The sequence below is a fragment of the Clostridia bacterium genome (assembly GCA_017410375.1).
Lineage (GTDB): Bacteria > Bacillota > Clostridia > RGIG6154 > RGIG6154 > RGIG6154.
On sequence record JAFQQW010000024.1, the window covers coordinates 95,541 to 121,792 of the forward strand.

Below are 26,252 nucleotides of genomic sequence, written 5' to 3' on the forward strand. Positions count from 1 at the left end.
GTGCAAACGCACGAGAAAGACACGAAATGAAGAAAACACGCAAAATTTCGCGTGTTTTCTTTTGATAAATGCGTTTTTGCTATTCCCTAAAAAAGGGCTGTAATAAATTTACAGCCCCTTTTTATACGCCTTCATATGTGAATGGCGGAATAAAACTTTCTTTTGCTGCCTCTTTTCCCTGAACAAACGCATTTTCTATGCCGATACGCAATGCATACCGTATCACACTAGCATATTCGGCATCCGTGACCGTTCTGTTCAGCTCTGCAAATTCTGCAGGGATTTTATAAGGCGTAAACTGTCGCATAATGCTCAGCAAAATTTTATCATCATAGGTTTGGTGTAAATATTTAAGTATGGCTTTGGAATCTATCACACAGCCCGGTAAGATCAGGTGGCGAACAATGACACCTTTTTTCAGCATGCCGTTTTCAAAAACAGGACGAGGTTGATGTAAAACCATTTTATGTACTGCTTTTTTAGCAATCTCTGCATAATTTGAAGCTTTAGAATATTGTTCAGACAGCCGCGCAGACATATACTTAAAATCGGTCAGATAGACATCCACAATTCCGCTGAGGCTTTCTATCGTTTCCTCTGTTTCGTAACCGCTTGTGTTATAAACAATCGGCAATAAAAGGCCTTTTTCTCTTGCCAGCTTAACCGCATATATAATCTGCGGTACAAAATGCGTTGGGGTCACCAGATTGATGTTTTCTGCACCCTTTCCCTGCAATTCGATAAAAATGTCCGCAAGACGCTGATTGGATACCGCTTTGCCCGCATCGCCCATGGAGATTTCCCGATTCTGACAGTATACACAACGCATGGAGCAACCCGAAAAAAACACGGTCCCCGAGCCTTTTTTGCCTGAAATACAAGGCTCCTCCCAAAAATGAAGTGCCGCCCGGGACAGTCTTACGGTTTCCGTTTCACCGCAAACACCTTTCTGTCCGTTAGAGCGATCCGCACCGCAATTTCGAGGACAGAGCGTACAGCTATGCATCATACAAAAACCTCTCTGCAATGCGGATTTTTTCTTCATGTCCGTCACAATTTAAAAATGTCACACTTCCCTGTTGTTCTTCAGGTGCCTGCAACATAAGTAATTCGATCCGTCGTTTTGCTTCTTTTGCGGTGCCCAATCCACCGTCGTACACCTTAACATTTCCGCCAAGCGCTTTAACAATCGCTTCTTTTGCGTGCGGATAATGGGTACAGCCCAGCACGACCGAATCAATTTTATCTTTCGGGATATCCTTAAATAAATTTTGCAGGTAGCTATCAATTTCTTCGCCCGAAACATGACCTTCATCAATAATTTCCATTAAGCCCGGACACGGCAGACAGATTATTTCAGCATTATCGGTTGCTACCCTTGATAAAAGTGCTTCAAACTTTTCCTGCTTCAGGGTAAGGGGCGTTGCTAAAATCAAAACGGTCGGGTCAGCTTTTTCTGTTACAGCGGGTTTTACCGCAGGTTCAATGCCAACCAGCGGAAAATCGGGATACATTTCACGCAATGCGCGCACCGCTGCACCGGTTGCTGTGTTGCATGCAACTACCAATGCTTTTACACCCATTTCCATCAGCATTCTTGTATTCTTTATCGTAATTTCGCGCACCTCCTGCATGGTTTTCGTACCGTAAGGTGCATTGTCAAAATCCCCGAAATATATGAATTTCTCATTAGGCATCAGCTTTACCAGTTCCTTTAATACGCTGATACCGCCGATTCCAGAATCTAAAACCGCAATCGGTTGGTTAGCTTTCGTCATCTTTCTGTCCTTTCTGAAACAAGCTGTGAAGCTTTGCTTTCATAGTGTCTTTTGTCGCATGGGTTTCGGCAGAATCTACCGTTACCGACAGCACATCTCCTTCTTCTAAAAAGTTAAAGAGTGCTTTATCCACCTGCCCCGAGACACCATTATCATTCTGTAAAACTACAAACTTTTCAGTTATGCGATCCACTGTATAACGCATTTTATTTCCTCCAGTACACACCATCCGTTTTCAAAAGCAAATTTCCATGCAAATCGGTACGGTAAACCTTTGCACCATTTTTTTCGAGACTCTTTACAACCTCTTCGTCCGGATTTTCATACTTTCCTTCCGGTCCGTCCGCTGAAATCAAAGCAATTTCAGGCGAAACCGCCTGCAAAAATTTCTCAGAGCTTGAAGACTCCGAGCCATGATGACACACCTTGAGTACATCCGCTTTTAATTTTTTCCCGTAACGCTTTAACATTTCTTTTTCTGAGAGCTTTTCCGCATCGCCAGTAAACAAAAACGTTTTTTCTTTGTACTTTAACTGTAAAACCGCACTATAATTGTTCAGCGAGCTGTATTCATCAGAGCAGGGTGCTAAAAAAACACCGCTATATTCTTTATCATACAACACAACATCCGCTTTTGCCTGCTTAACCGTAACATTTTCTGTTTCCAGCAAATCCAGAAGCTGTTCATAGGTTTTTGTGGTATGCACCACATCCGGCAAGTACATCTGTCCCACATCAAATGAAGCTATAATTTGCGGAAGTCCGCCAATATGGTCGCTGTGCGGATGTGTAGCAATTACGGTATCTATACGTTCATATCCAAGATTTCTGATATAAGCAACAATATCTTCTCCATTCCAGGACTCTCCGCCGTCAATCAACAAGGTCTCTCCGTCCGGAAGTTCTACAAACAAGGATTCCGCATCATCCACATCAATCATGTGCACCGCCAAAATTCCTTCTGTAGACACAGCATCCCTGACACTTGTCTGCGCACAACCGCATAAACAAAGAATCACACACAGTAAGATTACAGCACAAGCACGGTTAAACTTCATAATAAACGCCCCCTTCATGCACTTATCTTGCCGTGAAAAACAAGGTTTATGCATCAGTTTCATCCGATTCCACAGTAGGGATAAACTGTTTGGCAAATTTCCCCTTGCCACGCGTTTTAACATAAAAGAACCCAATAACGCTGAAAACAACTGCTCCGATAAAGTTTACAATCAGATCCTTCATAGTATCGTAAATTCCTACGTCCAGATAGCCGTTTAACGGAAGAACACTGCCATTTACGGTTGTTTGTGTGATATTTTCAATAACCACCGGCTGATTTAAATTATCGGGATTGAGCATAACCGAAGAAATGTATGTAAACACATGGTCTTTTTGCATATCGGTATGCAAAAGCATATCTGCACCGAATTCAAAGAATTCCCAAAGTACACCTATCGTCATAGAAAAGCAAAAAGCAACAATTGCCAGAAAGAACGGGGACAACTGCATTTTGATGTTGCTGTCCCGGTTCAAGATATCCAAAAGTGCAAAACCGATGGCGGCACACAAAAAGCCGTTTACGGTATGGAGCATTGTATCCCAGAACGGGATTTTGGTATAAAAGCTTCCGATTTCGCCCAGAATTTCTGCACAGAAAATAAACACCAGAATAATGCTTTCCAGTACAGACGGCAAAGAAACCTGTAATTTATGCTTTATAATTGCAGGTGCAAACATTAAAAGCATTGTCATCAGGCATACAAATACATTTTCGTACCTGCCACGGATAAATGCAACCACTGCCACCAGAACAATAAAAATACGAAGAATAATAAAGATTGCATATGTGGCTTTGTTTTTCCGCATCTTTTGCCGGATTTCAAGAGCCTCCTGCTTTCTCTGTTCCTTTTTAGATTCTCCCATATAATGCTTCCTTTCTTACTCGGTAATCAGCCCTGCACTTACAATGCTGTCTTTTACTGCAACAATTTCCTGACCTTTTTTATATATACGCGGGACACGCTCACCCACCGCACAAAGGATTTCATAGCCAATTGTATGATTCAGGCGTGCTAATGCTTCCGCATCGATTTTTTCCACACCCTCTGTGCCCATAACCGTTACAACATCACCTACCCTGATTGTTTCAATTTCGCTCACATCCACCATAAGCTGATCCATACACACGCGTCCTACGATGGGTGCTCTATGACCGTTAACCAGAAGATATGCGCCGTTTTTGCTGTTTGATCTCCAATAACCGTCTGCATATCCTGCCGGCACTGTTGCAATTTTCATATCCCGGTCAGCGGTAAAGGTACAACCGTAGCTTACAGAATCACCTTTTTTCAAAATTTTAATCTGCGAAATAACCGCTTTAAGGCAAAGTGTTTCTTTTAAATCCAGAGGATTTTGCACCTCTTCGGAGGGTTGCAAGCCATAAAGCACAATCCCTGCACGCACCATGTCCAGCTGATATTCCGGAAAGTCTGCAATGGTTGCACTATTTGCACAATGTCTTATGGCAAACTTAACCCCTGCACGCTCCAGCTCATTTACTGTCCGCATAAAGTTATCATACTGCATTCCGGTGTACGAAACACCGCCTTTACCACCGTCCGCCAAAGCAAAATGGGTAAAAATACCTTCCGGGTCAAATACCGGCTTTTGACATATTTTCAAAATAGCTTCGGAGCAGGAATCGTGCTTGGCGTCAAATCCGATTCTGCCCATACCGGTATCCAGTTTAATATGTATTTTGATTTTAACCTTTTTTTCTTCTGCACAAAACGCCAGTTTCTCTGCGTACTCGTCAGAAAATACCGACTGCGAAATATTATGCTTGGCTAACAAATCCACGCAATCAGCAGGCGTATAACCTAAAATAAGAATTGGCTTGCGAATTCCGTTTTCACGAAGCTGTAACGCCTCTTCAATATTGGAAACCGCAAAAAAATCTGCACCTAAGTTTTCATAGAGCGGTGCAAGACAAACTGCTCCGTGGCCATAAGCATTTGCTTTTACCACACAGCAAATCTTTGTATCTTTATTGACTTTGGCTTTAACCTGCTCAAAATTATGACAAATTGCATCTAAGTCAACCTCTGCCCAGTAGCGCTTTCTTTGTGTCAGCATTGATTTCACTCCCAATATTATTCTAAATTCTCCAAAATAACTGCACTTGCTCGCTCCACACCGTACATGTCCGCAAGCTTTAAGCTTTCTTCACGGAAAACGGCAACATCTCTTTTTTCAAACAACTCCTGTATAGCTTTCCCGATTGCCTCCGCATCCTTTGGCGGAACTAAAAGTCCGTTTTTTTCGTGAAAAACAAAATTGTTGTTGTACTTAAAATCAGTAGCAATGACAGGTAACCCTGCATAAAAGGCATCAATCAATGTGCCTGCAAAGCCTTCTCCCTCGTAGTAAGTCGGAAACAAAAGTGCGTCAAACATTTTCAGTGTTTTTACACTTTGGTCAAACGGCACCTCTCCACCATAGCACACCACATTCTTATACTGTGTCAGCAGATTATGAAACTCCGTTTCGTAATCTGCTTCGATTGTACCATACACCGTAAGCCTGTAGTTAAGGTTTCCGTGTTCATTGGCATACTGTACACCCTGTATTGCCTCCAAAATGCCTTTTTCCTGCGTCACACGGGAAAACGTACAAAGCATAACCGGATCGGAGACCATTTTTTTAACAGCGTTCACCTTATTTTCAAAAGGCTTGAAGTTTGGCATAAGATATACATTCTCAAAGCCCATATTCCGAAGTTTTTGTACCATATCTTCGGTTTCAGGGTATATTCCTGAAAACGTTTTCATTATGCCGGCAAGCACTTTTCTTTTACTCAGAAACGCAGGCAACCAACCGCCAATAACTACAAAATGCATGTCTTTGCCCGAAAAGCCGTTTAAAGCATACAGTATCGGCAAAAGGAGCCTTAAACCGTTTTGTGCAAGCAAAACAACCTTTTTGTTACATTGCTTCTGCAAAACACAAGCATCTTTCATTATGCGAAGCAAGCTTTTGAAACCGCCGTCAGTATCTTTTTTAAGTACATTTTCGCTGCCGAAGTTCTGCTCTAAAACATATGCCACCGACAAAGTTTTCACCGTTTGTCCGTTCAGCTTTGTTTTCCCGAACCCGAAGTGTCCGAAAATTCCGACTTTCTTTTTCATCTCTTACTCCCTGCAGTTCTTTTTGCATACCACAATTTCTTATATACTCCACATATCATATTTAATCCTGTTAATAGGATGCTTTGAAATTTTCCTCTGTTATCACACAGCCGATATAACAGATAATGATAACGGATTAAAACCGAAAGTTTTTGCCCTGATACCGAGTCTGTTCTTTTTCTGTATACCGCTAAACATTCGTCCAGTAAATGTAAATCGGCTTTTTTTATCAACTTTAGCCACATGGCATAGTCGTTATTTCTTTCAATGGGATATATTTCCAGATCCCCAAGCTGAGCTTTGTCATACATAACCGTAAGGCATCCGGGCCAGCAATACGCATACATGCCGCGTTCAGAAACTGTTTCGGGTCCCGAAACACGCTTGCCCGACCGATTGCCCGTTTCATCCATTTCTTCATAGGCAGTATACGAAAAAGCATACCCTTTTTGTTCCATAAATGCAATCTGATTCTCGAGTTTTTCAGGTAGCCATAAATCATCACTGTCTAAAAAAGCAACATATTTGCCTTTTGCATTCCGCAAAGCAAAATTACGGCAAATTGCCGCACCCATTCGACTGTTATTTTTAAAATAGCGGATTCTTGAATCATTAAACATTCGTATAATTTCTTCGGTGTTGTCTGTAGACGCATCGTCCACAATCAAAAGCTCGAAATTCTCATACGTCTGATTCAGCACAGAGGTAACAGCATCTTGAATATATGCTCCGCTGTTATATGCCGGCATAATAACCGATACCATTTTATGCCCCCTTTTTAAATTCCGCAACCATTTCTCTGCCCTTTTGCATCAAAGCATCGTATTCTGCGCGGGTTACTTTTCCCTGCTCCAGTAAATGGTCGCCGTAATCTTTAGCTGTTGCAAGGCCTTCACTATTAATACCGTCCTGCTGAATAAATGCTGTAATAAATGTTTTTAAGAATATTTTCAAATCACCCCAAAAGGTAATTTTTTGAATATACTCTAAATCGAGCTTTATTTTTTCTTCCCAGGAAATGGAATTTCTGCCATTAACCTGTGCAAGACCTGTAAGTCCCGGCAAAACCGATTGACGCTGCATTTCTTCCGGGGTGAAAAACACCATATCCCTTACCAACTGCGGACGAGGTCCTATAAAGCTCATATCTCCTTTCAAAATGTTAAAAAGTTCGGGCAACTCATCCAATGAGCTTTTGCGCAAAAACTTACCGAATTTTGTAAGTCGCATCTCATCCGGCAAAAGCTCACCGTTTGCATCCAGATCATCCAACATAGTTCTGAACTTTAAAATGTAAAATATCTTGCCGTCTTTTCCGGGGCGGGGTTGTTTAAAGAAAACAGGACTTCCGAGCTTTATGCGCACAACAACCGCTACTGCCACATACAGCCAGCAAAGCAACACAATCAAAAGTAGCGAAAGCATACTATCCAAAAGCCGTTTTCCGAACTTTAAATACATAAATTTAACTCCTTAAATTTTGTTTTACAAAACATTATGATACACCTTTTTAAGTATAGCACAAATTCTTAAGAAATGCAAATAAAAACGTCCTGTTTTTTACTATTTTTTCAAAAATAAAAGTTACCCATTGACGGAATGTCAACTTTGGATTATAATGAATTCAGCAAAATCATTCTATAGTAACCCGGAGGAACTCAAATGAGCAAATGGATTGAAATTCAGGAAAAAATCAACGGCAACGGATTATACAGATTTCAAAAGCGCTTTTCACACCAGGGAAAGCTTTCTTTGCGTCTTAGTGCTTCTACCCGCTATAAGCTTTACATAAACGGAAAATATATGTGTGAGGGACCTTGTCAAGGTACCCGTTTTGAGCATTTTTATGAAACAGTAGAATTTACGGCAGAAGGCGATACCCAAATTTGCGTAGATGTTATGCACATTACAGGCGACCATTTCACCACCGCCTTCACCTCCCTAAAACCCATGCTCTGGGCAGAAATTTTTGAAGGAGAAACACTTCTTTTCGGCACAGATAAAAGCTGGTCTGTTGCTCTGGTGGAAGGGGTAGACTTTTTTGAAGGAGACCTGGTTATGTTTTCCACGGGACCTATGGAAAAACACACCATACCCTACAAAGAAATTCCTTTAACTGCATCGGAAATCAAGGAAGCTTATGCAGACAGCAATTCCGCTGACCAGGTAGGACTGTTTAATCTGTTTCGCTTATCTCCACGTCCCATTCCCAAAATGCGAACGCATGCATCGGTACAGCCAAAGCTTGTAAAGAAAATCGAATATGGCGCACATTATGATGCAGGAAAATATGTAACCGCGAAAGTAAAAGTTACCGTTCAGGGACAAAAGGGAGACACTTTAAAGCTGGTCTACGGTGAATGTTATTTGAAAAGTGCCGAGGGCTGGACCTTTGAAAAAGGACAGCGGGATGACAGCACAGGCTTTTTAACCGGCCCTGCTGACTACATTGTTTTAAACGGCGAAATGCAGGAAGTAGAATTCTGGTGGTACAGAGCGTTCCGCTTTATCGAAACCACCTGTGCACATCCTGATGCTATAAACCTTAAAATCGAATTCATGCCCTATTTTTATCCCTTTGACATCAAGGGTACGTTTAAGTGCTCTGATGAAAATTACAATAAAATGTGGGAGACCAGTTTAAATACACTCCTTTGCTGCAGCCATGAAATCGTAGTAGACTGCCCGTATTTTGAGCAACAGCAATACGATATGGACAGTTTTTTGGAAGCAACGTATATTCTGCAGATTTCGGACGATACACGCATTGTGAAAAAAATGATTTCCGACCTTGCACAGTCTCAGCAGCCGAGCGGTTTACTGCTTGCCAACTACCCTTCTCGTTTTTACCAGATTATTCCTACTTTTTCTATTTATTGGATTATGTTACTGCACGCATATTATCAGTACAGCAATGACATTTCGTTTGTAAAGCCGTATATGGGAACGATTGACAAAATTCTTTGCTATTTCGACAACAACTTAGAAAACGGTTTAGTGAAATCCACCTACTGGCCTTACTTAGACTGGGCAGGCGACTGGGACAACGGTGTGCCGAACAAAGGCGTTAAAGAACCCATTTGCGTGTATTCCATGCAGTATTCCATGGGTTTAAAATGTGCCGAGGCGCTTGCAACAGCCACCGGCAGAACAGGACTTTCGGAAGAATACGCTTCCCGAAGAACCGCATTAAATCAAAACATAAAAAACGCCTTTTGGAACGAAGAAAAACAGTATTATAATGACACTTTAACCAACCCCGAGAACAGTCAGCACACCGCCTTGTGGGCAATCTTAACCGAAATAGACACAGGTGATACCGCAAAGAAGCTGGTTGAAAAAATGATGGCACCCGAAACCACCGCCTGCAGCTTTTCCATGGGCTTTTTCCTGTTCCGTGCGTTGGAAAAAACAGGACTTTACAATCAGGCTTTTCCGCTTTTTAACGCTTTTCAGACCATGCTGGACGAAGGCTGTACCGCCTGGTGCGAAAACCCGGATAAGCCCCGAAGTGAATGTCACGGTTGGAGTGCTACCCCACTTTACGAATTCCATCACAGCATTTTAGGTGTTAAACAAAAAAATATTGGTTTTACCGAGGTAGAAATCAAGCCCAACTTAGGACATCTTTCCTTTGCAGAGGGTACTGTACCCACACCGCACGGTGAAATTTTTGTTTCGGTTAAAAAGAACAACGATAAAATGGATATTCAATACACAGCACCCGCAAACATCAAAATAATATTATAACCAAAGACCGCCATTCGGCGGTCTTTGGTTTAAAAAGGAATATCATATTCTTCAATTTGTTCTCCGCTTATGTCATAAATATCTGAAAACGGAATTTCTGTTTTTACCACAGTCAGCACTTTATAAACAGTATCAAAGCCGGTTACTCTGCCCTCTACCGACACATACTCGCCATCTGAGTAATAAATCACATTTAAGGTCATACCACGCTCAACCTGATTCAGCTTATACGAAAGTGCCTCTCCGGTTTCTTCCGACAGTTCAATACGATCTACTACAATTCGCTCCTTTTCTTTCAGCGCTTCATCCAATCCTTTTAGCGCTGCAAAAGGCGAAAACTGCTTTGCGCGTTCTTCTCTCGGCATTTTTCCTCTGCTACTCGCCACTTTTATGCCCTCCGATCTGACGGTTACGTTCTAACGTTGTTGCGCTTTCAGTCAAATTCATACCCTTAAAAATTGCATTTTTCCCAAACTGATTTTTTATTTTCAGCACCGCCTGCTGAATTTTTTTATTTTTTTCGGTATCCTTTGGCTCTTCAAACAGCGAAAGCTGTGTAAAGGTTTCGCATTCATCTGTTAACCCGTTACATGTAATGTTCATGCGCCGAATCGGAATTTCCGGATTCACAATCCGCTCATACAGCGCCACAATTTCCGGAATCAGCACCACATCTGCGCTGGTCGGTATGTCCAAAAGAAAACTCCCGTGTGCAGGCGCGACCTTTTCTGTATTGGAATACCCCACATGCAAGGTCACCGACTTGGTCATCACTTTTTTATCCACCATGTCCAGACACATCAAATCCATCATTTCTTTTACAATCAGCTTACCTTCATCAAAGCCATAATCGCGCATCAAAACCTGCCCAGATGCCATACAAGTGGTTTTGGGCTTATAATTTTTTATATCCTCCATGGTGGTCGGCTCTCTGCCCCAGGCATGGTCAATCAGAAGCTCTGCATCAATGCCGAAGATCTTGTAAAGAGAGGCTTCATCCGCTTTGGCAATGCCCTCCATAGTATAAATACCCATTTTTTCCAACCGCTTGGCAACGCCTCTGCCCACCCTCCAGAAATCGGTAATGGGCGTATGCCGCCATAAGGTTTTGCGGTAGCTTTCTTCGGTCAGTTCGCCAATAAAATCAGGCGCGTGCTTTGCCGTAATATCCAGTGCAATTTTGGCAAGATATAAGTTTGTACCGATACCGCAGGTGGCACGGATGCCCAGTTTTTTATACACCGCTTCCATCATGGCTTTTCCAAGCTCCTTTGCGGTGGTATGATACAAAAACAGATAGTCGGTAACATCCACAAACACTTCATCAATGGAATACACATGAATGTCGTCCTTTGACACAAAGCTTAAGTAAATGGCATAAATTTCAGCCGCATATTCAATATACCGCTTCATGCGCGGAGGTGCAGTAATATACTGAACATTATCGGGAATTTCAAACACCCGACAGCGGTTATGAATGCCTAATTTTTTCATAGGTGGCGTGATGGCTAAACAGATGGTTTTATCACTCCGCTCCGGGTCTGCTACAACTAAATTTGTGGTCATGGGATCTAATCCCCGGTCGGCACACTCTACCGATGCATAAAAGCTTTTTAAGTCTATGCAAAGATACTGTCTGTCTTTCATCTTACCACCTCCTTTTGTTTAAAAAGGGACATCCCTGATGTCCCTATTATTGCTTAATTGTTTTCTTCATATTCTTCGTCAATTTCAAGGCTTGTCCCCTGCGATGCCGCAACCGCAAGACGGTCACAGCGTTCGTTTTCGGGATGTCCCGCATGCCCCTCTACCCAACGGAACGTAACGGCATGCCCTTCAATCAGGAAAAGCAGTTCTTCCCACAAGTCCACATTCAAAACGGGCTTTCTGTCCGATTTAATCCAACCTTTTTCTTCCCAGGTATATACCCATTCTTTTAAAATGGCATCCACCACATATTTCGAGTCGCTGATAACTTCTACTTCACAAGGTTCCTTAAGGGCGGAAAGACCCGCAATCACTGCCATCAGTTCCATTCGGTTATTGGTTGTTTTCCGATACCCTTTCGAAAGTTCCTTTTGTCTGCCGTTATACTCCAAAATAACGCCATATCCGCCCTTACCGGGATTGCCCGAGCAAGCGCCGTCGGTATAAATCTTTACTTTTTTCATTGGTCTTTCCCTCCGAATATCTTTTTAATTTATCAGTTTTTTCAGGGATTCGCCATCACCTATGTACACTGTAGCCATCTTTTGGATTTTGTCCTGCCCGTAATTGTACTTGTCGTAAATACCAACCGTTTGAACGCCCAGTTTGTCTGCTGTTTCAATTGCCACATGCGAATCTTCAAATATGCATGTTTCATTCGGCTTGGTACCAAGGCATTCTAACGCTTTAAGGTATATATCCGGCTCATCTTTACCCTTGCCAATTTCAGCACAAGAAAGAATCGCTACAAAATACTTGCCGATGTTACAGTGCTTTACAGCGTGTCGGATAAGTTGCATCTCGGATGCAGAGGCAATACACATTTTTATTCCGTGCTCGTAGCAATACTCCAAAAACTCCAGGACGCCCTCTTTGAGCTGTACTTCCTCCATATAGAACTTTGTAATGAGTTCATTTGTTGTTTTCAGTAATTCGTCTCCGCTTGCTCCGATGCCGTACTTTTCATGTACTTCTTGCATAATATCCTTTAAAATCATTGTCCGAAATCTTTTATCATCGACTTCTGACGGCTGAAATGTCCTGCCGTCACAATAAATATCACCAAAATTTTGCCAGATTACATCCCACAATATTAAAGAGTCAATCAGTGTTCCATCCATGTCAAATATAGCACCTTTAATATTTTTTATCATTTTGTCAGTTCCTCCTTTTTAGCTATACCTTTATTGTAACACATTTTAGAAAAAGTTGCAACACAGATTTACTCTTCTTTTAAAAATTCTGCGAGCTTTAAAATGGCTTTTTTCTCAATACGGGATACATAGGAACGGGAAATATTTAAGGTTTTTGCCACTTCTCTTTGAGGCTTCGGTACAGCATTATATAAGCCGTACCGATGAATGATTACCTGCTTTTCACGATTTGAAAGCGCCTCTTCCACCGCTTCATACAAGCGAGCTACCTTAAGATTCATCTCCACCGCTTCTTCTACATTGTCAGAAGCACAGATTACATCCATTAAATTAATTTCGTTTCCTTCTTTATCCATCCCGATTGGCTCTTCCATAGACACATCATTTTTATTTTTCTTACTGCTTCGAAGCACCATTAAAATTTCGTTTTCCACACAGCGCGCGGCATAGGTTGCAAGACGGATTCCTTTATCGGGCGAAAAGGTGTTTACTGCCTTAATCAATCCGATTGTCCCGACAGAAACTAAATCATCGGCATCAAACCCTACTGTTTGATATTTCTTTGCAATATGCACCACCAATCTTAAATTTTTCTCAATCAGCTGTTCCCTGGCTTTCATATCTCCCTCTGCCATTTTCCGAAGGGCAGTCTGCTCTTCCTTTGCTGTCATAGGCTTTGGAAACGCGTCTTTAGACGAAATATAGGATAACACAAAAAAGATTCGGCTGATTGCCGAAAGCAATAATAACATACAACAACCTCCCTAAAAGCATTGTATGTAAAAAAAGAACGGGAAATGCTCCCGTTCTTCTGATTTTATATATTAGAAAAATGCGTCGTATTCTTTCAGCTTTGCACGAAGGGTTGTGGTGTCCACATCCTTAACATTTGCGCTGTTTTTAACCGCAAGACCGATGGCAACACCTGCTGCTTCACCTAAAGTACAGCAAACCGGCATAATGCGGTAGGATGCCTGTGCTTCGTGGGTGGAAGAAATACATCTGCCTGCGGTGAGCAGGTTTTTAGAATTTTTCGGAATTAAGCAACGGTACGGAATGGTATAGTATGTACCATCCGGGAAATACCAGTGGCTGGTACCCGAGCCGTCGGGGCTATGAATATCAATGTCATAGTTGCATGCCGCAATACCGTCTTCAAACTTGGTAAAGCTTGTTAAATCCTCTACCGTCAGGGTATATTCACCATCAATCATACGGCTTTCTCTGACACCGATTGCAGGTGCAGAACTGAGCAGTACACTGTTCTCAAAGCCACGGATGTTATCTTTTAAGAAATTATACATTTCATACATCTGTTTTCTTGCAATTTTTTCTGCCTTGCTGACATCCCACATATCGGTCGGATTGTGCTTAACCACACGAGTGGTATTAAAATGCAATACGCCCGGAAGTGCATGCTTAAAAATAAGAATATTTTCTCTGGGATTGGTGATTTTTCCTGCCGCCTGATATTCTTTATACAGCGCCTGCGCTCTTTGTCTTTCTTCTCCGCTGAATGCTTCTGTATCAATGTTACCGATTCTGAAGCAAAGTGTCATAGGCTGACACAAACCGTCTTCTCTGCCCAAATGGAACGGGAAGCCTGCAAACGCACTTAAATCCGCATCGCCGGTGGCATCCACAAAGTATTTTGCTTCTAAAGTCAGCTTACCGGATTTACCTGCAACAGTAACAGAGTTTACTTTCCCGTCCACACACGCTACATCCACAAGCTTTGCGTGGAACAAAACTTCTACGCCATACTCATCGGTCAGTTCATCCATAATAATTTTTAAAATTTCTTCGTTAAAAACAGGAGACCAATGATCATACGGAACACCGTTTTTTTCACGAAGTCTGGTTAAAACCTCTTTAAACATCCCCTTAGAGAGCCAGTCTCTGTCTTTTATTTTGTTTTCACCCACAACAAGCTGGTACGGCATAAAGGGATTAACATAGTTCATGCCGGGAGCGCCACCTAAAAAACCGCTCTGTTCAATCAGAAGAACCTTTTCAACGCCCTCGCGCTTTGCAGCAGCAGCGGCCGCTACGCCGGTCAAACCACCGCCTACTACAATCAAATCATACATACTTTTCATCTCCTTTACATTAATTATAGTAATTTCTTCTCCTTTTTTCTACACATAAACGAAAGAAAAACTTGCACAAAAGATACTTTTGTGTTATGATACTTTTTAGAGGAGGTGCACACATGAATTTAGAAGAATTTATTTCATCCATTGCGCCCGAGAACAATGTATTTGTCTGCGTAAAAGATATCTCGGACATTACACAAAAAACGCCCTTTCAGATAGAACATGCCAGAAGAATTCTTTCAGGCAGTTTCTGCACAGCAGCAAAAAATGTTCCCGGCGGACTGATTACCTGTATTGAAGAAGCAGATTACAAAACCACCCGGGCAACCAAAACCAAGAAAACTTTTGTCCGCAAATGCCCGTTCGGTGTAACTTCTGTTGTGCATCCGGTGATTGTAAATGACAAAGTTATATGTGTCCTTTATATAACTTCTCTAGTTACCGACAGCACGGTTTCGTCCTCTGACATCAAAATCACATGTGCCAGACTAAAAGGAAATCCCAACCGTATTTTAAACCAGCTCCCCTCTCTGCAGCACACCAAATCCTTGGACGAATATTTTCGTCTTGCCGAGGCAATTGATGCTTATATTCAGTTGATGATTAAAGAAACCGGTGCTTTTGCGCCACATCATCAGTATCACACCGCTGTGCAGGAGGCCATTTCCGAAATGAAGCTGAGTTATCATAAAGATATTTCCCTGCAGTCCTGTGCAAAATCCCTTGGCATGAATCCCAAATATTTAGGAAGACTTTTCCAGCAACAGACCGGCATAAACTTTCACAATTATTTAAACTCTGTCCGCATCACCCATGCAAAGGATTTACTGTTTGCAACCTCTGCTCCCATTATTGAAATCGCGCTTTCCTGCGGATATAATACCGTAACCTATTTCAACCGCATTTTCAAACAAAGTGTTGGCATGTCACCGTCTGCATTCCGAAAAAAACATAATCCGCCTAAAAAGAAAAAATCTGCTCAGTGAGCAGATTTTTTGTTAGAATTCAGTTTGGATGTAAACCGCTCTGTCTGCCGTATTCCATTGGAAATTGTAGAAATACTGTAACGTGTCTACAGAGAAATAGGTATACGAATCTGTACGGTATGCCTCGGTAATTGCAAAGCTGTTTTCGCCGTCCTGAATAATAACGGTGCACTGCTTGCTGTCGTCAACACCCATTACACGCAAACCGTTCATGCCGTGATAATACTGCATGGGAATGGGATTTTTTTCCTTGCTTTCATTACGGGTTGCATAAAAGGTCATGTTTTCTTCGTCAAAATATGTGTCGTAGCCGTAATCCTTTAAATCCTCTGCGATAATAAGCGACTGGTTTTTGCCCTTGTAATAGAACATCGGAATTTCATCCCCGTTCACAAAGGTACGCATATCTGTAAAATAGATGCTGTCGAGTACATATTTTGCCTGATCGAATCCGTAATCCAGCATATTTCTTACATCCACAAACCGTTGATTGCCCGAACTTGCCTTCATGGCAACAGCAATCAGGCGTCTGCCGTTTCTTAATGCCGTTCCGCAGAAGCAGTACCCTGCCGCGTTGGTTGTTCCGGTTTTCAAGCCGTCTGCACCTTCATAGTAATAGGTGCCTAACAGCTTGTTTGTGTTATAGCAGGTTTCACCGCGGAACTGTACAGTTTTAAGGGATGTTCTATCCAAAACCTCGGGATAATACAAAATCAGATATCTGGAAAGCTTTACCATATCCACAGGTGTGATTGTGTTGTAATTGGATAATCCACTGCAATCATAAAACACCGCGTTCAAACCAAGCTCTTTGGCTTTCTGATTCATTTTATTTACAAATTCCTGCTCGCTACCGCACAAAAGCTCTGCCAGTGCCACCGCTGCAGCGTTTGCAGAGCACACAATTGTAACATCCAACATTTCTGCCACGGTATAGTTTGCATCATAATAGAGTCTTACACCTGAATACTCGGGATTTCTGGACATGTCGTACGCATTTTTGCTGACAGGTACAATCGTGTCTAATGTAATTTCCCCATTTTTTAATGCTTCATATATCAGATACAAAGTCATGACCTTTGTCATACTTGCGGGCACACGCGGTGTGTATCCATAATATTCGTATACCACTTCACCCGTCTCATAATCCATTACACAGGCACCTGCCGCAGATACATATTTATCCCCTGCATAAGCTGCCTGTACCGTTGAACAGATATTGCAAAGCATAAGTACTGTTACTAAAACCAATGCCAAAGCACGCGGTGTTTTTTTCATTTTGTCCTCTCCTTTATAACAGCAATATGTATAAAAAGTTTAACATATTCCTTTCCGTTTGTCAAATCAAGATGTTTTCCGGTCATAACGGTACATGGATATACCGATAGAGACCATGGACAGAACATCTCCGACACATGAAGGGTATGCACCGCTTAAAAAATTGTAGGCAAGCCAGAATGGTGAACCCAAAAAGGATACGATACGAATTTTCTTTTCATCGGTCAGCCAGAATGCACCGGTATGCAATAAAACACCTGCAATAGGTAAAAGACTGTATATATTTTCATACACCATAAGCCCTGCAAGTACAATAAATGCATTTACAAGCAAAATAAAAATCCGGATATGTTTTTTGATAACGGGAACATTTTTCTTTTGTGCCAAAAGCGAGGAAACCGTCCCTGCCACATCCAGTACAGCGCCCTCAAAAGCTCCCAGCAAAACATACTGTACAATATAAAGAATTCGTGAGGTTACATTGAATAATATGATGTTGCTTCTTTTCTTTTGAAGATACCCCAAAAGATAAAAGCACACCGCCACAACGCCTACGACAAATGCCATTTGTTTCATTTATTTTCCTGCCTTCTCAAATGTTTCAAAATATGCTGTAAAATTCCTGTCTTTTGTATCGTAATTCAGACCGCTTTGCATAAGCTCCGCACCTGTCCTCATTGACCCGTCTGACAGTCTGTATGTACAAGTTTTATCCAAAACAGGATAAACACAAAGATTTTTCTGTATCACCTTGTGGGTATAGACAACAATTTCGGCTTCGGACAAATCTTTGTTAAAATATTCAAGCACTAAAACCGTCTCGGTATCTGCTAAAATGCGACACGCACAATTTTGCCAAAAATCGCGATTTTTCTTGAAATTTTCAATAAAATTTCTTAAATCCAAGAAGGCTTTTTCACTAAGTGCTGATAAATCACAGCTTAAACCGACTGGTCCTCCCTTTAAAAACGCTTCCATATAGCTTTGACGAACACCGAATACCAAATCCCAGGTAGCATCACTGCAGGAAAGCAGTTTGTCCGCTCCATCGTCCGAGCCGTAAACGGGTTTAAATTTTTCAAGCGAGCGATAGGTTGCCCATGCTTCAATCCACTGCGGCGGCAAACGCTTGATGCTGTCTTTGAACATTCGTGTGCCAAAATACGGACTCTGGTTATCACTCTGCCAATAACTTTCATACAGCTTACCGTCACGGATTGCCATACGCATGCCCCCCGACGCACAGTTTGAAATATACAAATCAGGATACCGTTCTTTTATGCGTTCAATAAAACGTTTGTGTCCCTGATAATAACGGATAAACGCAGTCCGGTCTTTATCATAGGCACACGCCACATTAAAGTCAAATTTTACAAATTCCGCACCAAAGCGGTCAATCAGCTCGCAAGCCTTGTTAAAAATGTGTTCAGCTGCTTCTTCGTTGGCAAAATCCAAAAGCATACCGCCAAAGCCTTTAAAGTACCAATCGGGATGCTTTGCGACAATTTCCGCCAGGTCGGATGCGCTCTCAGGCTCTAACCAAAAACCGAATTTCATACCAAGGCTTCTGACATAGTCTGCCATTTCCGTCATTCTGCCTTTAAAGCCAAACGAAAGATTTTCCTGCCAGTCGCCCCGGTCTAAGTGCCATTTGGTGCCTTTACCAAACCAGCCGGCATCAATCACAAAATACTCTACACCAAGCTCTTTTGCCCTGTCCGCCTGCGCTTTGATATCATCAAAGGTAAAGCGGTCAAATTTGTACATCCAGGAATTGTAAATCACCGGTACGGTTTTGCGGGGATACGCCTCATTCAGATAACCGTGCAGTTTCCAGCAATCCAGATCGACTTTGTTAAATACTGTATAAAATATCACTTCAGGAAGCTCGATTTCTTCATTCGGGGCAAGCTTTAAACAAAAATCTTCGGCTAAAACGCCCATATTCGCTGTCACAACTGCACCGTCGCAACCGCCTGCATATTTCCGGTTGATTTGCATTTCCCAGGCAGAATATGTGTTTAAATGAAATGCGGTACCCCTTTGGGTTTGATTGCTCCAAAGCACCATAAAGGGTGTAGCACTGTCAGTATTCCGAATATTATCGCATAGAGCCGAAACAGAGGTTACCAAAGGTTGCCATGCGCCTAAACTCTCATTCTGCCAGCCGTTGTACTGGCTGTACACCTCATATTCCCCGCCGTCAAAGCAAAATTTTAAGGAAAGTGCGGTAATATCAACAGCCTCGTTTGCAATGTTTTTTACAGTTCCTGTGCGCACAAATACACCATTTTCATATTCTTTGACTTCTGTTTTCACCAAAACACTGTCGTTTTGAGCGGTAAAAAGGTCTCCGTCTCTTTGAACGGGTGCATCAAACAGCCCGAACGAGCCTTTTATATTCCAGAATTCTTCTGCACTTTCAAAGCACATCCGTTTCATTTTTCCATTCTCCTTATCCCGTTTCTTTGCATTCTATTTTATATGAACCCGTTACAAAAGTCAATCCCGAAAAGATTAAATGTCGGATTCAACACAAAAAATACCGCAAACAGAATCGTGTTTGCGGTTTTTTGATAATCGTCATCCTTTGGTACAAAGCTCTATAAATACCGACTCATGCTCCTTGATGTTGAATCTGAGTTCCTTAACCACACCGTCTTTTTTGCCGACAAACATTTCTCGGTCGGATTTCACATTTGTCACGTTCTGCATGTTAAGTCTGATTACCGCTTCTTTAGTTGAACGGTCTATGTTGTCATAAGGTGTGTAATCCATTGCCAAAAGCATTTGTCTATGGTCCTGCGTTTCAAAAAGGGTTACACCCACGTTTTCACCAAGCGCAAGCGGGTTTGAAAGCCCGCGCAACAGTTCTTTTAATGCTTTCCGCAGCAACGCACCCACGATGAAAGGCGCTTTTGCACTACCCATATACTGCAAATCCGCACAACCGAGATTAGTAACCGAGGTGTTAATCAGAACTGTTCTGTCCGTTCTTGTAATCAGCGCTTCTCCACTTCCCGAAGCCATGACACACTCTGCCGTAACCGGCTTGTACAAAAGCTTTGCATCATGTGCCATAATCGTTTCGGTTTCGCCCTGATAACAAACACAATTGATATATTCTTCTCTTTCAGCCGAAACAATGCCAAACAAATCCTCCAGACCTGTGATGTCTGAAACTGCAAACAAGGTTACGCCTGCGTTATACAGTCTCCGGATTTCTCGGATAACCGATGCATCCGCATATTTGAGATTCGGCAAAACCAAAACATCACATTCCTCTGCCGAAAGGGTTGCAAGGGCATCATAGCTAAGTGCAAAACCGTTAGGAAGCCCACCCTCACGGGATACCTCATGCAAAAGGCCGTGTCCGCTTTCGCTCGGGTTTATCATGTACACATTTTTCTGATCTTCTCTTACAGTTACAACTTCTAAATAATCTTCTTTGTTGGTATATTCTGCAAGATATGCCATAGAACGCATGGGCTTTCTCGGTTTATTCTGCACAACATACTTCCATTCCAGAACCAAGCCCGGTATAAGTTGCGGTCCGCGATGAAAACCGTAGGTGTTCCAGTAATGATACCCATCCGAAAGTCTGTGTGCAGTATTAAATACAAATTCAAAGGCGTGGGTTGCATTCTGATAATCCTCCACATGATACGCTCCCATAGGCGGATTTCCGAATTTTACTGCGCCGTCAATGCATCCACCCTTACTACCGTTGTACTGCTCGGGATAAATGGTAAAGTCGGGCGAGTGAAGTAACAGAGTCATAACCGCAAACGCACCTCTGTAGGTCTGATATGCACAGGAATAGGGATAATCTTCAAACACTGCAAACCCGGTGAAAACATCTTTAGTAAGAGCTTTACTATCCCCTATGCTGTAAAATTCCAGCGAATGGTTTGTCAATGTCGGCGTTACATACACATTAATGGGTCCGTAAAGGGAGCGTTTTACATTGGGATTTATTTTAGCAATCTCTTCGTTTTGTTTCCTTAAAAGCTCTATCCCCTTTTGGTTTTCAAATTCCACCCACTCCGTCGCACAGATATTCAGCATATCCGTAAAAAGTTCAAATGTAAATTCCATGCCCTGCTTGTATTTGACTTTTTCCGCAATTTCAGGATTCAGAGATAAAAATTCGTCTAATATAGCCAGTCTTTCAGGTCCGCGCATCATAAAATTATCATACAAATGATGATCCTGACAAACAGGATACAGACCGCTCTGACTTAATTCGATAATCTTTTCATTGCACGACCAGTACAAATAATCACAGTTTTCAATAGCTTCCCGATACGTCTTAGTATCCTGCCAGTTTGTGCAGGTTCTGGAAGCAAGCCATAAAAACCATTCCCGCTTGAATTTTTTATTGATTTTCCACTGTTTTCTTATGTTGGCTTCCACCGGCGTATCGGTTGTGCAGTTGTAGTAATGCACAATGTCACAGGATTTCATGGGTGTCCAAAGGTCAAAGGCATTGCGCATCAGCCATTTTTGTTCGTTAGGCATAGCGAAAATGAACGGCAAACCGCTGGCTAAAGCAGGATTTACATCGGAATTTTGGTCAAACACTTCAAATGCCTTAACATACCTCTTATACTCTTTTTCGCCATACAAAACGGTAAATTCTGCTTTGTACACGCCAATTTTCATTTTGGGAACACAGATTTTTGCAGTTAGCTGATTGTATCCATATTTCCAGGGTTCAACCTTCGTTTCGGCAGGGTATGTACCTAAGGTTTCTGTTTCATAAACATTTATGACAGAAGATTTAATCATAAGATAATCAGGATTTACCATAGTCTGCATTACAAAGGTAAATTCGATGTCCTCGCTTACGTCAAAATAGTGATTGTATTTGATATGTTCAATAACGTCTTCCCGTTTATATAAATCCTCAGGCACAAAAGAAAGGGCAAGCTTATCTTCCTGCGAATAGAGGGCATAGCAATCTCTGCCGTCTGCCGCATCCCCTTCATAAATCAACTTACCATCCGGTGTAAAGCGGAATTCACAACCACCTGCCTGGGTCAGATATCCGGTGCATTCTAATCTTTCATAGCCAAAAACAATCTCTAATTCATCGCAAATTAAGTGTGCAGGGATTTTATATGTATTTACAATCGGTATTTCGGTGTCTCCGAAAAAGTCTTTCTGACAGTCCCAGAAAATGTTGGGATCAATAAATGCCTTTTCACCGCGGGCAATGCAAAAATTGTAACTTAAAGCATCCGGCGTTCCAAGTCCGATATAGGGATTTGTCATCCAGTCTTTTTCTGCTACATACTGCCCGGGTCTGTCTTCGCGGTTAACTTCTCTTGTTTTGGTACCACCGTCTAAGCTTGCAGTTAAGAAGTAATCTGCCTCAATTTTATCTATTTTCCAGGTAAGTGTATAAGGAATATCTCCGCCATTTACCATGGGAATGTCCACAGTTGTTTCTTTTATAACGTTTTCTGTTTCAAATGTATCGGAAGAAGTAAAGCTTACGTTTTCTATCATCAGTTCACCAATGAAATCCGCACGTTCAATGGCAAGCTTGCCCTTCCCCGGTGTTGTTGCAAACGAAAATGAAACGCCTGCAATACTGCCCGACACGGTATTTTCTTCTATGCTTAGTTGATAGGTATAATACGTCTCATCTTCAAGGGGGGTATCAATATGCATTTCCCTGCTTTCCAGCAACGTCAGATGGCTGTTGTGCATACTTGCAAGAGACACGGTTACCGTATTTTTCAGGTCATAATGAAAATAAATGGCTTTTCCTTTTCTGCAGGTAACATCATAACCGAAAAGCACACTGAATTTGGGTGCAATTTCAGACATATAGCTGATTTTAAAGTGCATTTCAAATGTACCGCTTTTAAAATTTGGTGTATTGAGTACCATGCGGTTGCCAACGGATGCCATGTGAAATACATCCTCTGCAACCCAGGCATGCAGATGGTCTGTGGGTGTGTGTCGTTCTACTGTAAAAGAGTATGGTTGCTTGTTTGCATCCGATGCCCTGAAATCATCATATAGTTTGTACATGTGTCTGATCCCCTCTTGTGTTTCTTTTTCTTAATTATACCAAACCTGAAAGAAATGTCAATTGTTTCGGTTACGAAAATTTTTCGAAATTTACACCAAAAAAACGGATGCCGAGGCATCCGTTTTTTGTTATTTTACAGGTACAAGCTTCAAGCCCGAAACACGGGTATAAAGACCGTTACAGGTGGTTCGGATAATGTCACCGGGTTCTAATGTAACCTCGGGTGCAATTTCAATCCAGCCTGCAATGGATTCCATGTTGGTGGGTGCAATTAACGCTACCGAACCGATAACAGATTCTGTCCCATCTTTTTTAATCAAGGAAAGATTTTCCTGCGGTTTATTACTGCCACCGGGCAATCTCCAGAAGAATACTCTGTATTTGCCTGCTTTAATGTCATCAAGCTTAAATTCAGAGGTTGCGCCCTTTTCATCGGTTACCCAATGCCGTCCGCCCGGATGAGCCGGTGCAGCAGAAGTAGGACTCCAGTTACCTGTAAGCTTGGGAAGCATTACAATTTCATCTGCATAGGTGGTTTCGTCAATCACCTGATTCTTGTAGAACGCAGGTGCGATACCGCTTCCGTCATCTGCAGGGGTTACCTCCTGATTGTAAAGCACAAGCTCGGGATTTTCCGCATCCGCTTTCTTCTGGTATACGCGGACATAGTCTACAATCTGTGCAGTACCGTTTGCCTTATCGGTAATAGAACCACCCCAGCTGGATACAGCAGAAGACAGCAACGGCGCAAGAGCGACATGTGCATTTTCGTTGGGGCATCTGAAGATTTCCATACCGTCATGGTAGTAAATAAGCTCCTCGGGATTCCATTCTAAAGCTTAGGTATGATAATCCTGCGCAAGATTATAGGCGGCACGATGACCTTTACTGTGTGCCTTGGCTTCGCCTGTGGATTTATAGTGATAAGTACAAGCTACCTCGTTGGGATAGTGTCCTTCGTTAATATCAATTTCAAAACTTTGTTTGTAGTCCATAATGGTACCTGCACCTGTAATTAACCAGAACGCATTGTTGATACCGCTGGAATCACAGATTTTATACCGTGCTTCCCAGTAGCCATATTTCTGACGGAATACTTCAGGAATTACACTAAGATGGGCAGTTGTCCATTCTTTACCCGCTTTACCTTTTCGTTCCTTGATGGTCATCATATGAAGCGCACCGTCTTTTACAACGGCATTATCGGGACCACGAGCAGAAAGAATGTTACTGGAGCCCGAATCGTAGCTACCCGATTCCCAGACCTTCCAGTCCATACTGTCGCCTAAAAATTCATCGTTGAAGGTTAAAACCCATTCATCATTTGTCGGAGGTCCTGCCCAGACAAAGAGTTGCATGAAGCGTTTTAAGATAACAGCTCCCTGTGCACGGTTTGCATTATCCTTGGGAGAAACGGTGGTATCAGAGGTACCCTTGATGATACCTGTATGAATGAGATATTCAAGTGCTTCTGCTGCCCAATCCGAAACAGATGCTGTGTCGGTGAACTTTGCATAGTCTGTAGGCAAATCACTAAGCCATTCGTCATTCTTACCGGTCTGCTTAATTGCGTTATAGGTAAAGAGTGCCATTTCCTCACGGGTAATAGGTTGTTCCGGTTTAAAGCCGTCATCGGTCGGCAAGCCGTTAAGCAAGCCGTTTGCTTTTGCGGTTGCAACGTATGGTGCATACCATGCATCGGCAGAAATATCAGCATAGCTTTCCCCGTTTACGATTTCATATTTCATGGCGCGGTCTAAAATGGTTACATATTCCGCTCTTGTAATTTGCGCTTCAGGATCAAATGCGTTATCCGAAACACCCGAAACAAGACCTTCGTTTGCCATATATTCCACATCATAGTGCGCCCAATGCTCTTTCATATCGTCAAACTTATTCAATTTGGCTAAAATGTCTTCTTGGGATAAAATCAGCGATTCGTTGTCCTGCGTAGGTGTTACATAAAGAGTCTGCCAAACTGCGTTTTCTTTGGCACTATTCATGATTTCAAACGCAAGGGTGGATGCGCGGGTGTTGCCAACGCCACCGGTACACTCTAAGCGTACGTAATCTTTAGAGTTACCCTCAAAATCAAAGGTACCTAATGTAATCCATTCGTTTTTCGTTAACTTTGTAGGATCTAAGTGGAATTCATCCACCTTACCGTTATGGTGTACGGTGTATTTTACGTCATTTACATGCCCTTTTTCCCAGTAGAGCAGGAAAACAGACACGCGTACCTGACCGCCGTTTAAGATGGCAGGATTGTATTCCACATAGGTTTCAGGTCCTGCACTTTCAATCCACAAAGAGCTGGGAGCCTTGGTCATAGGGCCCGGAACTCTGCCCGAAAAAGCCCAGTCGCCCACATATTTGCAGGAGCCCACCGGATCGTTGTCTACAGACATGGGTAATGTTGCATCACCATGGGTTGTTTCCTCTTCTTTTTCAGATTCTGTAGAGGTTTCGATTTTACCGAGTGCTTCCTTGTCTGTGGGTACGTATTTTACTGCAGTTGCACGGGTGTTTGTTTTGTTCGCTTCCAATAGCACATATTCATCACCGGTGCCTGCAAAATCAAACACACCCAAAGATACCCAACCGGATTCTAACACTTCGTCCGTGTCAGGTTTGGGATAAACGTATGTAGAAGAGGTTTTGCCGTTATGAAGCACAGACATTTCCAGCTTGTCCACATTGTTCTGATGCACCGGAACCCAGTAATACAGCTCGTAGTTACCTGCTTTAAGCTTTTCAGGCTTAAAGGAAACGGTTGCATCGGATTTTGCATAATAGTTCGGTCCACCATCATAATTTTTAATAGCAGAAGATTTGGTCCATTCGCCCACTCTTTCGACATCTTCCACCGAAACAATAATTTCATCTTTAAAAGTTTCGTTTACAAATTCCTGCTGTGCCGCTTTGCTTGCCGCAAATACGGATATGCCTGAAAACAGCATACAAAGTGCAAGCAGAATTGCAATACATTTTTTCATATTCCTCATTCCTTTCTTTTTTACATTATAACATTAACCTTCAGAAAAGTAAATACGTTTTTTTCCCGAAAACAACATCAAATCCACCGATAAACTTGAAAAAAACGACAAAAAAGGATGCCAAGGCATCCTCTCAGCGTGTCGATAAACCTATCGACACGCTGTCAGAGTGCGAAAAAGGAAGTTATATTTTGACAATTTGAATTCGTCGGCGTACAAAGGTACGGTAGAGTTCAAATTGGTAAAAAGCAAGCAATGGAGCGGAATCCTCGAT

23 protein-coding genes are annotated in these 26,252 nt (G+C 42.2%); 2 read left to right on the plus strand and 21 right to left on the minus strand.

Going from position 1 to position 26,252, the window contains the following annotated elements; genetic code table 11:
• Window positions 1-121: 121 nt before the first annotated feature.
• From IJE10_04100 to IJE10_04140, 9 genes are read right to left on the minus strand one after another with little or no spacing between them, the layout of a single operon-like run.
• The gene (locus IJE10_04100; GenBank protein MBQ2967290.1) at window positions 122-1,006 is read right to left on the minus strand and encodes a radical SAM protein; all 885 of its coding nucleotides are present in this window, start codon (window positions 1,004-1,006) and stop codon (window positions 122-124) included.
• On the minus strand, window positions 999-1,778 hold the full coding sequence (gene murI / locus IJE10_04105) for a glutamate racemase (GenBank protein MBQ2967291.1): 780 nt from the start codon (window positions 1,776-1,778) through the stop codon (window positions 999-1,001). The genes IJE10_04100 and murI overlap by 8 nt, the downstream gene beginning before the upstream one ends.
• Window positions 1,765-1,983: a DUF3006 domain-containing protein gene (locus tag IJE10_04110; GenBank protein MBQ2967292.1), complete on the minus strand. Its 219-nt coding sequence runs from the start codon at window positions 1,981-1,983 to the stop codon at window positions 1,765-1,767. Before IJE10_04110 ends, murI begins: the two co-directional genes overlap by 14 nt.
• A gap of 1 nt (window position 1,984) precedes the next feature.
• Complete coding sequence (locus tag IJE10_04115) at window positions 1,985-2,836, minus strand: MBL fold metallo-hydrolase (GenBank protein MBQ2967293.1); 852 nt, start codon at window positions 2,834-2,836, stop codon at window positions 1,985-1,987.
• Window positions 2,837-2,882: 46 nt separating this feature from the next.
• Window positions 2,883-3,701 (minus strand): hypothetical protein, encoded by an 819-nt coding sequence (locus IJE10_04120; protein ID MBQ2967294.1) that lies wholly within the window; start codon window positions 3,699-3,701, stop codon window positions 2,883-2,885.
• Between the two features lie 15 nt (window positions 3,702-3,716).
• Window positions 3,717-4,910: an alanine racemase gene (gene alr, locus IJE10_04125; protein ID MBQ2967295.1), complete on the minus strand. Its 1,194-nt coding sequence runs from the start codon at window positions 4,908-4,910 to the stop codon at window positions 3,717-3,719.
• Between the two features lie 20 nt (window positions 4,911-4,930).
• Window positions 4,931-5,965 (minus strand): glycosyltransferase, encoded by a 1,035-nt coding sequence (locus IJE10_04130; protein ID MBQ2967296.1) that lies wholly within the window; start codon window positions 5,963-5,965, stop codon window positions 4,931-4,933.
• Window positions 5,962-6,729 carry a glycosyltransferase family 2 protein gene (locus IJE10_04135; GenBank protein MBQ2967297.1) on the minus strand — a complete coding sequence of 256 codons (768 nt, stop codon included), beginning with the start codon at window positions 6,727-6,729 and terminating at the stop codon, window positions 5,962-5,964. Before IJE10_04135 ends, IJE10_04130 begins: the two co-directional genes overlap by 4 nt.
• Before the next feature lies 1 nt (window position 6,730).
• On the minus strand, window positions 6,731-7,426 hold the full coding sequence (locus IJE10_04140; GenBank protein ID MBQ2967298.1) for a sugar transferase: 696 nt from the start codon (window positions 7,424-7,426) through the stop codon (window positions 6,731-6,733).
• Window positions 7,427-7,627: 201 nt separating this feature from the next.
• Here IJE10_04140 and IJE10_04145 point away from each other — a divergent pair, with 201 nt between their 5' ends.
• The gene (locus IJE10_04145) at window positions 7,628-9,715 is read left to right on the plus strand and encodes a hypothetical protein (protein ID MBQ2967299.1); all 2,088 of its coding nucleotides are present in this window, start codon (window positions 7,628-7,630) and stop codon (window positions 9,713-9,715) included.
• A 29-nt stretch (window positions 9,716-9,744) separates the two neighbouring features.
• On the opposite strand, the gene IJE10_04150 is transcribed toward IJE10_04145, so the two are convergent.
• The 6 genes from IJE10_04150 to IJE10_04175 all read right to left on the minus strand — a co-directional run bounded on the left by IJE10_04150 (window position 9,745) and on the right by IJE10_04175 (window position 14,666).
• Window positions 9,745-10,080 (minus strand): YolD-like family protein, encoded by a 336-nt coding sequence (locus IJE10_04150; GenBank protein MBQ2967300.1) that lies wholly within the window; start codon window positions 10,078-10,080, stop codon window positions 9,745-9,747.
• Between the two features lie 10 nt (window positions 10,081-10,090).
• The gene (locus tag IJE10_04155) at window positions 10,091-11,362 is read right to left on the minus strand and encodes a DNA repair protein (GenBank protein ID MBQ2967301.1); all 1,272 of its coding nucleotides are present in this window, start codon (window positions 11,360-11,362) and stop codon (window positions 10,091-10,093) included.
• Window positions 11,363-11,415: 53 nt separating this feature from the next.
• Complete coding sequence (rnhA, locus tag IJE10_04160) at window positions 11,416-11,886, minus strand: ribonuclease HI (protein ID MBQ2967302.1); 471 nt, start codon at window positions 11,884-11,886, stop codon at window positions 11,416-11,418.
• A 24-nt stretch (window positions 11,887-11,910) separates the two neighbouring features.
• Window positions 11,911-12,576, minus strand: a complete 666-nt coding sequence (locus IJE10_04165; GenBank protein ID MBQ2967303.1) for an HAD family phosphatase — start codon at window positions 12,574-12,576, stop codon at window positions 11,911-11,913.
• Between the two features lie 68 nt (window positions 12,577-12,644).
• Complete coding sequence (gene sigK, locus IJE10_04170) at window positions 12,645-13,328, minus strand: RNA polymerase sporulation sigma factor SigK (protein ID MBQ2967304.1); 684 nt, start codon at window positions 13,326-13,328, stop codon at window positions 12,645-12,647.
• A gap of 72 nt (window positions 13,329-13,400) precedes the next feature.
• Entirely contained in the window at window positions 13,401-14,666 is a 1,266-nt protein-coding gene (locus tag IJE10_04175) for an FAD-dependent oxidoreductase (GenBank protein ID MBQ2967305.1), read from the minus strand.
• A gap of 122 nt (window positions 14,667-14,788) precedes the next feature.
• Between IJE10_04175 and IJE10_04180 the strand changes: the two genes are divergently transcribed.
• Window positions 14,789-15,658 carry a helix-turn-helix transcriptional regulator gene (locus IJE10_04180; protein MBQ2967306.1) on the plus strand — a complete coding sequence of 290 codons (870 nt, stop codon included), beginning with the start codon at window positions 14,789-14,791 and terminating at the stop codon, window positions 15,656-15,658.
• Window positions 15,659-15,670: 12 nt separating this feature from the next.
• Here IJE10_04180 and IJE10_04185 read toward each other — a convergent pair whose 3' ends face one another.
• The 6 genes from IJE10_04185 to IJE10_04210 all read right to left on the minus strand — a co-directional run bounded on the left by IJE10_04185 (window position 15,671) and on the right by IJE10_04210 (window position 25,978).
• On the minus strand, window positions 15,671-16,936 hold the full coding sequence (locus tag IJE10_04185; GenBank protein ID MBQ2967307.1) for a D-alanyl-D-alanine carboxypeptidase: 1,266 nt from the start codon (window positions 16,934-16,936) through the stop codon (window positions 15,671-15,673).
• Between the two features lie 66 nt (window positions 16,937-17,002).
• Window positions 17,003-17,512: a YgjV family protein gene (locus tag IJE10_04190; GenBank protein ID MBQ2967308.1), complete on the minus strand. Its 510-nt coding sequence runs from the start codon at window positions 17,510-17,512 to the stop codon at window positions 17,003-17,005.
• Window positions 17,513-19,378: an alpha-galactosidase gene (locus IJE10_04195; GenBank protein ID MBQ2967309.1), complete on the minus strand. Its 1,866-nt coding sequence runs from the start codon at window positions 19,376-19,378 to the stop codon at window positions 17,513-17,515.
• Window positions 19,379-19,519: 141 nt separating this feature from the next.
• Window positions 19,520-22,981 carry a hypothetical protein gene (locus IJE10_04200; GenBank protein ID MBQ2967310.1) on the minus strand — a complete coding sequence of 1,154 codons (3,462 nt, stop codon included), beginning with the start codon at window positions 22,979-22,981 and terminating at the stop codon, window positions 19,520-19,522.
• Window positions 22,982-23,110: 129 nt separating this feature from the next.
• The gene (locus IJE10_04205) at window positions 23,111-23,776 is read right to left on the minus strand and encodes a hypothetical protein (protein MBQ2967311.1); all 666 of its coding nucleotides are present in this window, start codon (window positions 23,774-23,776) and stop codon (window positions 23,111-23,113) included.
• A 45-nt stretch (window positions 23,777-23,821) separates the two neighbouring features.
• Window positions 23,822-25,978 (minus strand): S-layer homology domain-containing protein, encoded by a 2,157-nt coding sequence (locus IJE10_04210; protein ID MBQ2967312.1) that lies wholly within the window; start codon window positions 25,976-25,978, stop codon window positions 23,822-23,824.
• Window positions 25,979-26,252: the final 274 nt, after the last annotated feature.